Here is a 15,639-nt window from a genome sequence, read left to right as displayed (position 1 = left end):
GACGCGTCGTTCAATAAGCGTTGCGATGCGTGAATCCGCACACCACGGTCGCGGCCACGATCCGCATATCCAGCGCGAACGACCAGTTGTTCAGGTAATAGAGATCGTGTTCGACCCGCTGCTGCATCTTCTCGACTCGATCCGTCTCGCCGCGATGCCCGTTGACCTGCGCCCAGCCGGTGATGCCCGGCTTGATCCGGTAGCGCTGGATGTAGCCGTCGACCCGATGCTGGTAGAAGCGGTCGTGCTCGACCGCGTGCGGGCGCGGGCCGACCACCGACATGTCGCCCTTCAGCACGTTCAGGAACTGCGGTAACTCGTCGAGGCTCGTGCGCCGCAGCAGCGCGCCGACGCGCGTGATGCGCGGATCGCCGCGCGTCGCCTGACGCACTTCGCCCGGTACGTCGATGTCGTGCTCGCGCATCGTCCTGAACTTGTAGATCGTGAAGATGCGCCCGTACGCACCCCGGCGCTGCTGCCGGAACAGCACCGGCCCCGGCGACGAGCACTTCACCGCGACCGCGATCGCCGCCATCAGCGGCGCGATCGCGACCAGCGCCAGCCCCGCGAAAACCCGGTCGAACATGGCCTTGCCAACGAGCGCCCGCGCCGACAGCGGCGCCGCCACGAGATCGAGCGCGCGGCCGCGAATCGCGCGGCGCGGATGGAGCGGCGTGAGATCGGCGAGGTCCGGCATGAAGCGGATATCCACGAGATCCGTGTCGAACGCGCGAACGATCGCGCCGATGCGATCGGCCTCCGACAGCGGCAGCACGATCCAGATTTCCTCGACGTGCGCGCGGCGCACGCAGTCGACGAACCGGTCGAGATCGGCATGCACTTCAAACTTGTCCGCATCGAGCGCGGGGGCGCCGGACATGTCGAAGATCGCGGCCACCTGAAACGGCGACCCGACCTCGCGCGCATCGCGACCCGCAAGCGCCAGGCATCGTTCGCGATACCCGACGAGCGCGACAGGCTTGCGCCCGGCGTCGTACGCCGCGCCTTGGACGCCCAGCCATTGCCGCAATGCGTGCGACGCGACGAGCGCGACCGTCGACAGCACGAACCAGCCGATCACCCAGCCGGGCGCCGCGCCGGATTGCCAGTCGAGTGCCGTAACAGACATCACGCCGACGCACAGGGCGACGGCAAGGCCGGCCGGCACCCACCACATGCGACGCCACGACATGCGTCGCTCGCGATTGCCGTACAGGCCGATCAACGGAAACAGGATCAGCGCGCATGCGATCGCAATGGCGGTCAACGCGGCATCGGCCGCCGACCAGGGCGCCCCGTCGAACCAGCGCTTCGCCGCCCATGCCGCGGCGACGAGCAGGCCGCCATCCGCCAGCCGAAACCAGGAAATCTTCCCGCGAACAACGAGTGCGTAGTCAACAGAGTCGAACGAATGCATACCTGAGCGATCACCCGTCGAAATCGAACGACGGCGGGACGGCAGCGAGCATTTACGCCATGCGGTCGCGCCGACACGGATCGATTGTCAAATCGACGACGGGTCTTATCCTGTTATTTAGCAATACAAAATTCTTCTTATGACGACAAACCCGCAAAAACGTCATAAACTATTAAATATCCGATTTATACAGTGCCATTCGTGACGCATAAACCGAAACGCACAACACTTCAGATCGAAGCAATGCAAGCCTGTATATTGCCATCGTGAAAGCGCATTTTTAATCGGACACGTCCTAAAGAAATTGGGATTAGTCTGTGTTTAGTCCTATTCTCATCACGGCCGCCGCGCCTATCGAAAGAACTACTTAAGGTCAAGCAGATACGCGCCGGCTCCATCAAGCCGCGACCAGTCCGCGTCATCGCTTTTTGTCCCCGTTCGACAGAGCCGCGCATGACGTCGCCGCGCATCCCAAAAAAAATCATGCAAGACAGAGCGATTTCGTCCACGCGCTCGTACTTGTTCAATATCCAGGACTGCAACCCTTTCGTAATATCCCCGGCATTCCCAACGGATCGACTCCAAAGCTTGAGACAGATCCATCATTATTTCTCCGGGGTGAGATATTCCTATCATTCGTCGCACGCGGGCATCGGCGGTCGTCGGCGCATCGACAGCCGCCTCCTGCATGTCTGCGAGCCAGCAGTCCACGTCGCACGTCGCTCGTGCACGCCCTCACGCGATGCCGGCCGGCGCGCGCGCCCTGCGCGACGCGCTCCGGCGGACCGGCTACATCGCCGCCGCATGGCTCCTTCCCGGTTTCGGTTTCGCGCATGCCCAGGTACCCAGCGCCGGGCAATCGATTCGTGACATCGAAACCGTGCGTCCGTCCCTGCCTGCCGCCACGCGTCCGGAGATCGACATTGCGCCGGCCGAGCCCGCGCCGGCGACCGAAGACGGCGCGGGCCCGCGCGTCGCGGTCCGTGCATTCGTCATCGAAGGCAACACGGCGATTCCCGCGGCACGGCTCGATGCGTTGCTGGTCGACCTCGCGGGCCGCGAACTCGGTTTCGGCGAACTGCAGCAGGCCGCGAACCGGATCACGACCTACTATCGCGAGCGCGGCTACGTCCTCACGCGCGCCTATCTGCCGCGCCAGGACATCGAAGACGGCATCGTTCGCATCGCCGTCGTCGAAGGCCGCTACGGGCACATCGAGCTGCACAACCCGTCGCGGGTGGTCGACCGCGCGTTGCGCCAGCCCCTCGCGGCACTGCATCCGGGCGACATCGTCCACGGCGGGAACCTCGAGCGCAGCCTCATGCTGCTCGACGACATGCCCGGCGTCGAAGCGAAGGGCACGCTGCGGCCCGGCACCGAGCCGGGTACGACCGACCTCGTGATCGACGCCGAGCCCGGCCCGCTCGCGAACGGCTCGCTCGAAGTCGACAACTTCGGCGATCCGCTGACCGGCCGCTACCGTGCGACCGGCAGCGTCGACGTCAATGCGCCGCTGCGCGTCGGCGATCGCTTTTCGTTGCGTGGCCTGACGAGCGACACGCATCAACGCTATTACCGCACCGCCTACCAGGTCCCGATCGGCCCTGCCGCGACGCGCGTCGGCGTCGCCTATTCCGACATGCATTACCGCGTGGGCGGCAGCCTGGCGGATCTCGGCTATCGCGGCAGCGCCGACGTCCGCTCCGCTTTCGTCACGCAGCCGCTGGTGCGCGGCCGGAAGGCCCGTCTCGACGCGCTGCTCACCTACGAAAACAAGCATCTGCGCGATATTTACAGCGCTTTCGAGATCGACAACGGCAAGCAAGTCGACCTGTGGACCTTCGGCGTGAGCGGCAACAGCCAGGACGACTTCGGCGGCGGCGGCCGCAACGGCTTCTCGGCCACCGTCGGCATCGGCCGTCTGCGCGGCAACGACGCGCTGGGCTTGAACCGCATCGCCCATGCGCACGGCCGCTTCACCAAGCTGAACGTCAGCGCGTTGCGGCTGCAGGCGCTCGGCGCCCGCTTGCAGCTCTATACGCAGTTCAGTGCGCAACTGGCATCGCGCAATCTCGACTCTTCCGAAAAATTCAGCCTCGGCGGCCCGTACGGCGTGCGTGCTTATGCGCTCGGCGCGGGCAACGGCGATCAAGGCTGGCAGTCCAGTGCCGAATTGCGCTACCTCGCCGCACCGGGCTGGCAGGTCAGCACGTTCGTCGACACCGGCCGAGTACAGCTCGCCAAGCAGCCGTGGTCGCGCGAGCGCAACACGGTGCAGTTGTCGTCGATCGGCGTCGGCGCGAGCTGGTTCGGCACGCGCCGGCAAATCAGCATGACTGCCGCGTTGCCGATCGGCCATGCCGACGCAGTCGCGTCGGCCACACGATCGCCGAGCGTCTGGTTACAAGCCGCCCAGTATTTCTGAGCGGCGTCGAACGCGCGGACCGGTGGCACTAGCCGGTCCGCACGTAACGCGGGCGGCATGGCCGCCCGCCACCCGGAAGCGCGCATGTTGCACGCTTTCGACTTCTCCGTTTCGTTAGGTATACCTACCGATACGAAACGAATTCCTGTTCTTATCCAGAGAGATAACCATCACATGAACAAGACCTACGCACTGGTCTGGAACCAGACCCAGGGATGCTGGAGCGCTGTCGGGGAAACGGCGCGCCGACACGGCAAATCGGCGGGCGGCAAGCGTCTCGCCGCAGCGGCCGTCTCGCTGCTCGGCTTCGCCTCGCTGCCCGCCTTCGCACTGCCCACCGGCGAAGCGATCACGGCCGGCAAGGCCGACATCCTCCGCGACGCCGACGGCAAGTCGATGTCCATCAACCAGCATACCGACAAGCTCGTCACGAACTGGCAGGCGTTCGACGTCGCCAACGGCGAGCGCGTTGCGTTCCACCAGCCCGGCACCCAGTCCATCGCGTTGAACCGCGTGATCGGCAACAACGGCAGCCAGATTCACGGCAATATCGACGCGAACGGCAAGGTGTTCCTGGTCAACCCGAACGGCGTGCTGTTCGGCTCCGGCGCACAGATCAACGTCGGCGGCCTGGTTGCGTCGACGCAGAACATCGCCGACGCCGATTTCCTCGCCGGCAACTATCGCTTCGCCGGTCAATCGAGTGCGTCGGTCGTGAACAACGGCCGCATCACCGCAGCCGACGGCGGCAGCGTCGCGTTGCTCGGCGCGCGCGTGTCGAACAACGGCGTGATCCAGGCCAAAATGGGCCGCGTCGCGCTCGGCGCCGGCAATGCGTTCAACGTCAACTTCGACGGCAGCGATCTGCTGAGCCTGCAAGTCGAAGAGGGTGCGGTCGACGCGCAGGCCACCAACGGCGGTCTGCTGAAGGCCGACGGCGGCGAGGTGCTGATGTCGGCCCGTGCGGCCGGCAACCTGCTGAACGCGGTCGTCAACAACACTGGCACGATCGAGGCAAAGGGCCTCGTCGGGCGCGGTGGCAAGATCACGCTCGACGGCGGCGCCGTCAACGTCGCCGGCAAGCTCGATGCAAGCGCCGCGTCGGGCGCGGGCGGCAACGTGGTCACGCGCGGCGAGCAGGTCAACGTCGCCGCCGGCACGCGCGTCGATACGCGCGGCGCAAACGGCCAGACCGGCACCTGGAAGATCGAGGCGGCGAACGCCGGCGTCCTGGCCGACCCGAGCGCGGCCAATACGCGAGGCTTCAACGGCAACAGCAACATCAGCGGCAACACGGGCACGGGGAACGGCACCAGCAGCCGGGACGGCGGTCGTTCGATCAACGCGAGCACGCTCGGGCAGAACCTCGACACGACCCACGTCGAACTGGTCAATACCAAGCACGATCTGACCGTGGGCGGCCCCGTCGCATGGTCCAGCGACAACACGCTCAAGCTGGGCGCGAAGCAAGGCAACGTCAATCTGCAGCAGTCGCTGTCCGCCACCGGCGCGAATGCGCGCCTGATCGTCGACGCGGCCGACGGAATCCGCGTGAACGACGCGGTGAAGCTGACGGGCAAAAACGCGCATCTCGAACTCAATTCGACGAAGGGTCACGCGTTCGAGAACGAGAAGGCCGTCGTCACGCTGTCGGGCGACCGTGCGTCGTTCCAGTCCAACGGCGAAGACTACACGGTGCTGCACACGCTCGCCGACCTGCGCAACGTTGACGCCGACCTGAAGGGCCGCTACGTGCTGGGCAACGGGATCGACGGCGCGAAGACGGTCTTCCAGAGCATCGGCGGCGGTCTCTCGTTCACCGGCGTATTCGACGGCCTCGGCAACACGATCAGCCAGCTGACCGTTGCGAATGTGCCCCATACCGCCGTCGGCCTGTTCGGTGTGAACGTCGGCCGCATCGCGAACCTCGGCCTGTCCGACATCTACGTGGCCGCTCCCGCCGTGCATTACGGCGTCCCGACGTCGGTCGGCGCGCTCGCCGGCATGAACGTGGGCACGATCTCCAACGTGACGGCGCGCAACGTGACCGTCAATGCGAAGGGGCGAGCGAACATCGGCGGCCTCGTCGGTGCGAACTACGGCGGCACGATCGAGCATGCATCGGTATCCGGCCGCATCACCGGCGATCGCGATGCGCTGTCGATCGGCGGGCTCGTCGGCGAGAGCATGACGCGACTGGACAAGCCGCAGATATTGGCGACGATCCGCGACAGCCGCGCCGACGTCCAGGTGAACGCGATGCATGACGGCGCCGTCGGCGGGCTGGTCGGCGTCAACACGGGCCGGATCGAACGCGCGTCGAGCACGGGCAGCATCATTGCGACGGGCAACGCGTCGATCGCAGGCGGCCTCGTCGGCATCAACGACGATAACGGTGTCATCACCGATTCGTCGTCGTCCACCAGCGTGGTGGCTCGCCAGAACGCGGTTGCCGGCGGCCTCGTCGGAATCAACGCGGCCACCGTGGCCGCCTCGCACGCGAACGGGAAGGTGACGGTCGGCGATCGCGGCATCGCGGGCGGCCTCGTCGGGTCGAACAAGGGCGACATCGATGCATCGACGGCCAACGGCGACGTGGTAGCCACCACCTTCGGCACGGCCGGCGGCCTCGTCGGCTCGAACAGCGGTAGCGTTCGCGCTTCGACCGCCAATGGCAAGGTCACGGCCGGCATCGAGAGCCAGGCAGGCGGGCTCGTCGGCCGTAACGCCGGAACCGTCGCCGACTCCCATGCGAACGGCGCCGTGAAGGCAGGCGATCTGTCGCTGGCCGGCGGACTGGTCGGCGTCAACGAACGCGGCAGCATCACCGGGTCGGACGCCTCGGGCAACGTCGAAGCCGGGGTGAACAGCAGTGTCGGCGGTCTCGTCGGCCGGCTGATGGGCAAACTCGATCGATCGCACGCGACGGGATCGGTAAAGGGCGGTGACTACAGCTTCGTCGGCGGCCTCGTCGGCAATGCCGGCGGCACCATCACCGCGTCGTCGTCGAGTGGCTCGGTGTCCGGTGGCCGGTTCGCGAAGCTGGGTGGGCTCGCAGGCGGCAACTTCGGCTTCATCTATGGCTCGTCGAGCACCAGCCACGTCGACGTCAAGGCTGGCTACGGACAGATTTACGGTCCGCTGGTCGGTCTGAACTTCGGAACGGTGAAGCCCTGAGCATTGCCGGCAAGGCCTCTGCGTCATCGGCTCCAAACGATGACAGGAGGCCTTGATATGCGCGAACCGGCATGATCGCGCGTAGCCAGTGGCCTTCGGGCCGCTGGCTACGCGGCCGGCCGATCGGGCATACCGGTATGAACCGCGCCCCAAAAACATACTCAACAAAGCTTTGCTGGGTCAAAACCAACCAAAAGGGCTGAGCCCTGTGCAATACAGGACTCAGCCCTCATTGGTCTAGCCATCGCTTCTTTTCCGTCAGCGTCCCGGAGCAAGGTCACAGTCCGCTGGCGTTTCCGACTTTCAAAGGTGCAAGCGCATTCCACACGCGCCGTCAGTTGTATTCGATCACGAAGTTCATCACGGCGTCGGCCTCCCCCGGCTTGATCGTGCCGCTCGTCGGCGCATATTTCGCGGTACCCGAGAAACGATACATCTCACCTTCCGGCTCGGATCGGTTCCATTTCAACGGCAGCGCGCGAGCCTTGCTGAACGGCAACTTGACGCCGGTGTCGCTGACCAGCGCGATGCCCATCCCGGTAGCGGCGTTCGTACCGGTGCTGGACAGGCGCAACAGGCCGTCGGACACTGCGTTGCCCTCGAAGTAGACCCGAACGGACCCGCCCGCCGCATTCGGCTTGAGGCCGAGGCAGCGCACATCGAAGCCGAACGGATGCTCGGTGGCCGTCCCTCGCTTGATGCGCTCGATCTGCTCTTGCCCCATCTGAACCGTGACGGCCTTGTCCGCTGCCGAACAACTTTCGAAGTACACGTCGTTCACGATATTGACGCGTGCAGGCCCGACGTTCAAAGCGACCTTGGGCAAACCGGGCGCATCGAGCAACGCCTTGAACGAGATTTCCTGTTCTCCGGAAACGACACCCACGCCGATACGAAAAAAAGCGAGGGCAATGTTCGGGAAGGTAGTATGTTCCGAATTGGGACCGCTTTGAAAGCTGAAGGGAAGATTCTCGACCGCCGCACTACTGTATCGCTGCATCGACAATGCGACGCCGATACCGGGGATACTCGTTTTCCATACGTTGGGATAGCCGGACGGCGAAAGATTCGACGTATCCAGACGGTAGTTCACAAAGTCGTTATCGCATATGTAGTATTGGTCTCCCGGCAGTAAACTGGGATCGAGTTGCATAAAACCCATCTTCTGACCGATGGGCACTCGCTTCAACGTAATGCTTCGGCTCGGCATCACCGTATACGATGTGTTGTGGGCCCCGTTTGGGCTGCTCCATTTACAGAGCGCCTGGGCTGGAGCGTGTAAACCCATCGCGAGCAACATTCCGACTCCGATATACCGGAGCAAAGATACGAAGTTTTTCATTAGTGCTTTATCCACTGAAGAAACATCGAAATCGATGTTCAATGTGCCATGTGCCGGCGCGTTGGGCCGATTGACCGATGCAACGCTGCTTTGCCATCGAAGCATGCGTTTTCAACCGGGATCACCGCCCTGCCATCTTGCAAGTCATCGCGACACGCTCGTACGCAACCGACTTCTTCTGCTCCGGCAATGCATATCCGCCTTCGCATGAACCTTCGCTCCACCGAATCGACAGGCGCCCCTGATCCTTGATGCCGAACACCAGCACGCGCGAAGCATCGTCGACCATGCCGAGCACCTTGCCGCTTTCGTCGTAAGCGGTCGCGCCGAACGGCACGTTGCCACCGTCCGACGTCTTGACGTCGAACTGGATTCGACGGCCCGTTTCGGCCGCGAACCTTGCCTTCACGATCGCACCGCGCGTCGGGACCACCGATTTCGCGTTGTCGGTCAGGTCGGTATCGAAACCGAGGCTTTCGGTATCGATGTTCAGCCAGTTGTAGCGATACGGCTGCGCATACGGCAGGATCGCGTAGCCGCGACGGTCGGTGCTGATGCTCGTCGACGACGAGAACCGCGCGCCGCGCACACCCGGCACTTCGGCGATCGCGAACGTCTCGCCGACCGTCTGACCCAGCGTGACTCCGCCGCCGTGCGCCACCACGGAACCCGCAACACCGACGTCCACGTGCTTGCCATGGCCGGACTGCGTGTAGTTCGTCGTCAGCTTGGCGAGCGGCGTATCCCAGCCGAGGCCGACCCCGCCCGATCCCCCCGCACGCTTGCGGTAGTCGCCCTGCACCGAATAGTTGACCGTGTTCGAGTCGTTCAGGAAGCCGTTCACGCCTACCTGGGAACTCACGTCGCCGCTGGTCGACGCCACCGTGTTCGCGAACATCCGATGCGAGCGGGTGCCGCCGCCGATCGGGATGCTGATCGATGCGGTGAACTGCGTATCGGATCGGCCGAACGGGCCCGATTCCCGCGTGTGCGCGGCCGCGATGCTGTAGCTGAGATTCTTCAGCGCGCCGCTGTAGCCGATCTGGATGTTGCGGCTCGAGCCACCCTGGTTCCAGTAGCTCGTATCGCCGATGCTCGCGTACAGCGACCCGCTCGTGCCCAGCGACTGATTGACGTTCAGGTCGACGCGACTCTTCTGACGGCGATATCCGGCGCCCCACTGGCGATCGAGATCGTCGACGTGCTGGCTGAACGTGCGATAGCCGTCCGTCGAATAGCGATAGCCGACCATCGTGAAGGTCGTCTCGGTCGCGGCCAACGTCTTCGAATACAGGAACCGGAAGCTTTGCCCGCTGGCCTTGCGGCCGGTCACGTTCGACTGGCTGTGCGTGATATCGAACGACACGCCGCCCAGCCGCGAGTTATAGCCGACCCCGAATGCAATCGCCGCGTAGCGGTCGGAGCCGATGAAGCCGCCGTAGCCGGTCAGGTTGTCGGACACGCCATAGATCAGCGTGCCCTGCGCGAACTTCGGCCTCGACTGACTGTAGCCGCGATACTGGCCGGCCGAGAAGGCGTAACGCATCGTGCCGCGACGAATCATCACCGGCAGATACGAATACGATTGCCGGTACGTGCGCACGCTGCCGTCGGATTCGATGATCCGGATCTCGAGGTCGCCGTTCGAACCGCTCGGGTAAATGTCCCGGAACTCGAACGCGCCCGGCGTCACGGACGTCGAATAGATCACGTAGCCGTTCTGCCGGACCTCGACCACCGCATTGCTCTGCGCGATCCCGCGCACGACCGGCGCATAGCCGACCTCGTTGTCCGGCAGCATCCCCGTATCGGAGCTGACCTGCACGCCCAGAAAACGCACGCTGTCGAAGATCTCGCCGGACGAATACACTTCGCCCGCGGAAAGCCGCCCCTTGATACGCTGCAGGTCGCGCTCCACATAGCTGCGGTTCGCCGAAATATCCGACGGGCTGCCGCGCCGCCATGACAGCGCAGATTCATTGCGCAGCCGCCACGCGCCGATGTTCAAGCCGTTACGCAACCCGAGGTATGCGTAGTCGCTGCGATAACCGGAATCGGTGTCGTGACTGAAGTTCGCCTGGTAATTCGAATAAGCGGCGGTAATGCCTTCGTCCCACATCGACGGATCGACGTAGCCGCGCGTTTGCGCCGGCGCGTAAATCTGCGGCACGGTGACGTCGAGCGTCAGCGTCCCGACGTCGAAACTCGTCGACGCACCGTCTACCAACGTACTCACGTCGATCGGCGCGTCGTCGGCCAGCCCCGGCTCCAGCTTATGCTCGCGTTCGAGCCGCTTCACGTCCACACCAAGCGCTTTCAGCAAGCCATAGGTGACAACGGGCCGGACGTCACCCGATGCACCGAGCTTGAACACGATCGCCTCGCGCTTCGCACGCTGCTGGTTCAGCGAAACGTCGACATCGTAGGTGCCCGGTGCAACTGCGCTGCCGCGCTCGAAATACGAAAGCTCGACAGGACCTTCCCCTTTCTTGAGGAACATCTCGTTGAATTCTGCCGCTTGCGCGCCGATGGGCGCAACGGCGGCGCCAAGCGCCATCAAATAGGACGCGCGCTGGCAAGCCTCTACGATTTTCTTGACAGTGGTTTTCATGTCTTGACTGCGCGCCCTTTATGATTGTTTTAATCAGTACAACGTATTTCTGAGATTTGATCCTGCTGGCCGGCTCGCCCAACGGCTCCGTTATTTCGTCACGTCGGATTGCGTATCGACCGTTGCACCAAAGTCGTTGATCGAGCTGAATTCGACCTTGGCGCTTGCCGGCATCGATTTGCCGGAGAATTCCTTGATTGCCAGGCGCTTCGACGATTTCGGCGCGATCATCTCAGTGACGACCGGATAAGTGTTCGCACCGGCCTTGAGATTCGCGTGACCGAGCGATACGAAATACGGCGTATCGTTGGCGACTTCCAGCGCCGGCTTACCGTCCGCATCGCTCCAGTGCCACTTCAATCGACCCGGCGCATCTTCGGGTTTCTCGGCCAGATCGGCTGGCCGGTAAAACATCTTGATCCGTTGCCGAACCGCGATCTGCAGCGAGTTGTCTTCCTTCGGCTTTTGCGGGATTTCCTGCACACTCAGCCAGAACACCGATTCGCGATCGGCCGCGAGCCCTTCGCCCGCGTAAAAAATTCGCAGCACCTGCTGCTTGTCGCCGCCAAGCAGGCTCAGCGACGGTGTAATCGCAAAGGGCAGGTCGCCCTTCGTGCCGTCCGGCAATTCGATCCACGACTGGATCATCACGTCGTCCTTCGACTGATTCTTGACGATGAGCGATGCCTCCTTACTCTTCGCCGGATAGACCACGCGCGTGCCGGACAATGAAATGCCGGCATGCGACGAAAGGGACAGGAACAACATCGAGCCGGCCGCGACCAGCCCGGCAATGAGCTTTTTCTTCATGGCGGATTTGAATCTGGAGGCGGCGGCGAAACGGCACGACGTGCCATTTCGCCGCTCGATTGGCGGAGACTTACTCGTACGACAGCGTGAACGGCAACGTGCCGTTGGCCGTACCAGCCGCGACCTTTTCGCCGTTTGCGACGTAACCCGCACGCATGTTCAGCGACGCGGTGTAAGTCGGCGCTTCTGCCGTGCCGCCCTTCACCAGCGAGCCATTGATCGTCTCGTTCGCCGCCAGGTTCAGCAAGGTGTTGTCGTCGTTGTACAGACCGATACCGACGCCCATTGCCGAACCCGAGATCTTCAGCAGCTTGTTGTTCTTGCCGTCGATGCCCGAACCGGCCAGCGGGTCGAACTTCATCTTCACGAGCGTCAGGTCGGTTGCGGTGTTGCCGCAGTCGAGGTTCAGGCTGATCGCCGTACCGCCGGCGATGCCATGACCCGCGGTGCCGCCGATCGAATCCGCGCTGACCGTGCCGAGGTTGACCGCGATGTCCTGCTTGCCCTTCTCGCCGGTCACGCTCGTGCCTGCGCCGCCCGTGATCGAGCACGATGCCGCGGTGATGTTGCCGGTGAAGTTGATCGTGCCGTCGGCAGCCATTGCCGAACCTGCTGCGAACGTGCCTGCGACTGCTGCGAGTGCCAGAATTTTTTTGTTGAGTGCCACGATGTTCTCCAGATGAGACGTAATTGAATAACTCCTTACAGAGCAGGACGAATGATGCCAATTGACGCAATATTTGTATTTAGTTCGAGAACGACATTGAACGAAAATGTATTAGTACGAGTACGAATTTTGATTTCGGACGCCGTCCTCGTAAATGAAAAACGGATTTAACATTTCCCGGCATTCGCCCCGCATCCCTTTCCACATCGGCCTCAGCCTTGCCGCAGGAGCATGCCGGGGGCATCAATGCATCGGCCGCTCAATAAACGAGTGCGTACATGTCTGGATAAAACCGCCACACTCGCATTTAACCTTTTTTTAAGAAAAATCCGAATTTCACGGTCGACAAAACGAATGCGCATGAGGACAAGCGCATCGCCTGAATCAGTGTGCGACCAAGCAGGTTCACCGGTCGGCGGCCTGTTTCAATTCATCGGGAAGCATGCAGGCAACACCGCAAAGCAACGCGCGGGAGCGGTGAGTCGTCGCGATGAGGGATCGCAACGTGCGGCGGTCGAACCGGGAGCGACCAGCCCGCCTGGCCGGCCGAACGTGAACACGGCCGGAAGAGTCCGGCAGCAGCGAGAGAATCGGAACATTCAGCCCTTGCGTCACGCCAAGGCGCGACCGCAAAAGGCGGCCAACCGAACGATTTTCGGGTCGACGCGTCGAGCGTCACGGATCCGTCGACTCGCGTGGTGCTCGCATCATCACGACGCAAGCACACACCTGTTTCGAAGAGGTGCTATTTCTCGACGGTCGCGCGGCAGACAGGATGCCCGGGAATTTCCACGACCCGCCCCGTCAGTGGCAACGGCACGCCGGGATAGACGTTGAAGGCATCGACCGCATGGCCGTCTGCTTGCGCGCCCTCCACGCGATAGCGGATAGTCCCGGTTGCCGTCAGTCGAGCGCCGGACGCGTCGCACACGACGTCGAGTCCCTCGCGAACTTTCGGAGGCAGTTGACGGACGAGCCCGCTGAACCCGAGGCTGACGACGACATTGGCCGACGCATTCCTGCGTTCGCTGCCAAGCAGCTTGATCACCGGCTGCACGTCGAGACGGTAAACCGTCTCCACGTCAACCGGACGGAGTGGCTTGAGCGTGATGATTTTCGTCTGCCCGGCGGCAAGACTCACCCGAAACGGATAGACATAGAGCGACGGTTTCGTCTCGTCCCCGACCGGCTCGAGGCGCTCTTCGTCCAGCGGCACACCGGGATTCAACAGGCGTGACAGCGAAATGGTCACGTACTCGGCGTGATCGCCGTTGTTGACGAGCGTGATCGGCTCGCTTTTTTGCTCCACCGTCGCTTCCTTCGGAAGCATGTCGATGACGGCCGATGCCGACACCGGGATCGCCAGCATGAGCGCGAAACCGGCACGGGAAAAGATAGATGCGTAAGGATTCATGTCGATGGCCTGCGCGGCAAGTGACGCCCGGTTTGCCCGCCCGGCCGACTACTCACGCAAGGCGGGCAAACCGACGATGGATCAAGCGTCAGGGTGCCCTGACCACCGGCTCGAACGTCATCGACAACACGCCGCTGTACGTCCCAACGGTGCTTTTGAAATCGCCCGCCGGCGGATACGCGGACACGTCGAGCGTGTAATACCCGACCGAGTCGGTGCCTGCCTGCTGCGGCGCCGGATTCTGGAATTCCGCACCCTGCCCGACCACGATCGGTTTCGGCACGCCGCCATCGGCGCCCAGTTTGACGGTCGGCGTCCGAAACACCAGCGCCGGTTTCGACTGATGCCTGATCGTCAGCGGCGTATCGAGGCGCACCTGGAACACCCCGCTGGTCGATATTACTTTCAGGCGCGCCTGTACATCGTACGGGGTATCCCAGCCACCGAGTTGCTGCATCTCCAGCCCCTTGTCGAACCAGCCATTCTTATCGTCAGTGATGATCAATTTGTTCGGCTTGACGATGCGGGCGGTCACCTTGCTGGTGGTCTTGCCGTTCAGCACGATGATCTCCGCGGATGCGATTGCCGACGCGCCCATCAGGCACGCGCACAAGCCATTCAGAATCCACTTTTCCATACCGCCTCCTACGATTTCGTGACGACAGTAAAGACGAGAACGTCGTTGTAGTCGCCGTCCTTCAAGCTGCGATCCACTGTCGTCCGGAACGTCGGAAAGAAGCAGGTTCGGCCCGAGCTATCGAGCGACAACGCCGCTTTATTCGTATTCGGCAAGTGCAGCGTCGACGAGCCGCTGTCCAATGTCACGTCGTACGGTATGAGCTGCGACGCGTCTTTCACGTTCTTCAACCGATACCGGTTACCCACGATGCCGTTGGCGTTACTGGCATTGATCACGAACTTCTTGCCGCTAACCGCGATACCCCGGTACGTGAAACAGAGCTGATCGGCGTTGGTCGACAAGACCTTTTCCCCATCCCCGTCCGGCAGTTCACCGAGATTCCAGTCGGGTGCGGTCATGTTGATCTCGATCGGTGGAGGCGGCGGTATCTCCGGATCGATCACGATGCAGTTACTGGCGGTTCCGAAGCGCCCCAGATAGGCGACGCCCTTGATTTCCGCCACGTCGGCCCCGCCCGTGAAATTGCCGGCGCGAATGGAAAGCGCGGGCCAATCCGACACGACACTATTGTCGATGACGACTTCTACGTCCGCGATGAAGGCTTCGTCCCGCTTCCACTCCGGTGAGATCACCGGTGGGCCGCTTCCGCCGCCGCCCCCCCACCGTGATACATCTTGTATCCCCTCCCTCCTAGCCAAACTCCCTTAGCCGGAACCCCGTTCAACCGGACAGACTGTGCCGGGGCCGGGGTCGATGGCTCCAAATTCATCACCCCGCCCGTCTTATACGTATAAAGCATGATTCCTCGCGAATAGAAAGTATGTGCTTTCCCGATATGCCCGGCTGCTTCCTTGAAGTTGATCGTCACTCTGAGCGTGCTGGTTCCGTTTCCGTTATCCCGCCACGAACAAGCGCCGTAGCCGTTGCTCAGCGGATCCTCGATCAACTCGCTCCACGCAAGTGCGCTGACGGAAAACATCGAGAGAAACGCGCTCAGTAAAACCGTTTCGACCCACTTGAATGCCCGTGTTTGAAATCTCATTTTTCCATCCACTGTCAAAGCATTTTGACCGGCCGTGCCGCGCGTCACGCCGCATTCGCGGCGCTTCGCAGCGACATCGCCCGGCAACATACGA

11 protein-coding genes are annotated in these 15,639 nt (G+C 62.7%); 2 read left to right on the top strand and 9 right to left on the bottom strand.

Annotated features, from left to right (window positions below; all coding sequences use genetic code 11):
• Positions 1 to 10: 10 nt before the first annotated feature.
• Complete coding sequence (locus tag HWW87_RS00105; RefSeq protein WP_175818747.1) at positions 11 to 1,417, bottom strand: undecaprenyl-phosphate glucose phosphotransferase; 1,407 nt, start codon at positions 1,415 to 1,417, stop codon at positions 11 to 13.
• 880 nt (positions 1,418 to 2,297) lie between these two features.
• Between HWW87_RS00105 and HWW87_RS00100 the strand changes: the two genes are divergently transcribed.
• Positions 2,298 to 3,842, top strand: a complete 1,545-nt coding sequence (locus HWW87_RS00100) for a ShlB/FhaC/HecB family hemolysin secretion/activation protein (RefSeq protein ID WP_244107090.1) — start codon at positions 2,298 to 2,300, stop codon at positions 3,840 to 3,842.
• 174 nt (positions 3,843 to 4,016) lie between these two features.
• Positions 4,017 to 7,019 (top strand): GLUG motif-containing protein, encoded by a 3,003-nt coding sequence (locus HWW87_RS00095; protein WP_175818746.1) that lies wholly within the window; start codon positions 4,017 to 4,019, stop codon positions 7,017 to 7,019.
• 334 nt (positions 7,020 to 7,353) lie between these two features.
• On the opposite strand, the gene HWW87_RS00090 is transcribed toward HWW87_RS00095, so the two are convergent.
• From HWW87_RS00090 to HWW87_RS00055, 8 genes are all read right to left on the bottom strand, one after another.
• Positions 7,354 to 8,172: a fimbrial protein gene (locus HWW87_RS00090; RefSeq protein WP_175818745.1), complete on the bottom strand. Its 819-nt coding sequence runs from the start codon at positions 8,170 to 8,172 to the stop codon at positions 7,354 to 7,356.
• Between the two features lie 310 nt (positions 8,173 to 8,482).
• Positions 8,483 to 10,861, bottom strand: coding sequence for a fimbria/pilus outer membrane usher protein (locus tag HWW87_RS00085; RefSeq protein ID WP_244107089.1), 2,379 nt, complete (start codon positions 10,859 to 10,861; stop codon positions 8,483 to 8,485).
• A gap of 201 nt (positions 10,862 to 11,062) precedes the next feature.
• Entirely contained in the window at positions 11,063 to 11,935 is an 873-nt protein-coding gene (locus tag HWW87_RS00080) for a fimbria/pilus periplasmic chaperone (protein WP_244107088.1), read from the bottom strand.
• Positions 11,853 to 12,449, bottom strand: coding sequence for a fimbrial protein (locus HWW87_RS00075; protein ID WP_244107087.1), 597 nt, complete (start codon positions 12,447 to 12,449; stop codon positions 11,853 to 11,855). The genes HWW87_RS00080 and HWW87_RS00075 overlap by 83 nt, the downstream gene beginning before the upstream one ends.
• 745 nt (positions 12,450 to 13,194) lie before the next feature.
• Positions 13,195 to 13,863 carry a hypothetical protein gene (locus tag HWW87_RS00070; protein ID WP_175818744.1) on the bottom strand — a complete coding sequence of 223 codons (669 nt, stop codon included), beginning with the start codon at positions 13,861 to 13,863 and terminating at the stop codon, positions 13,195 to 13,197.
• Positions 13,864 to 13,951: 88 nt separating this feature from the next.
• Positions 13,952 to 14,500 carry a hypothetical protein gene (locus HWW87_RS00065; protein WP_175818743.1) on the bottom strand — a complete coding sequence of 183 codons (549 nt, stop codon included), beginning with the start codon at positions 14,498 to 14,500 and terminating at the stop codon, positions 13,952 to 13,954.
• Between the two features lie 8 nt (positions 14,501 to 14,508).
• Positions 14,509 to 15,135: a hypothetical protein gene (locus tag HWW87_RS00060; protein WP_175818742.1), complete on the bottom strand. Its 627-nt coding sequence runs from the start codon at positions 15,133 to 15,135 to the stop codon at positions 14,509 to 14,511.
• Positions 15,132 to 15,635, bottom strand: a complete 504-nt coding sequence (locus HWW87_RS00055) for a hypothetical protein (protein WP_175818741.1) — start codon at positions 15,633 to 15,635, stop codon at positions 15,132 to 15,134. The genes HWW87_RS00060 and HWW87_RS00055 overlap by 4 nt, the downstream gene beginning before the upstream one ends.
• Between the last annotated feature and the right edge of the window lie 4 nt (positions 15,636 to 15,639).

It is taken from the genome of Burkholderia sp. BCC0419 (assembly GCF_902830285.1).
Classification (GTDB): domain Bacteria; phylum Pseudomonadota; class Gammaproteobacteria; order Burkholderiales; family Burkholderiaceae; genus Burkholderia.
The sequence above is the reverse complement of the archived record's forward strand: the minus strand, read 5'-3'. Positions and strand labels throughout refer to the sequence as shown.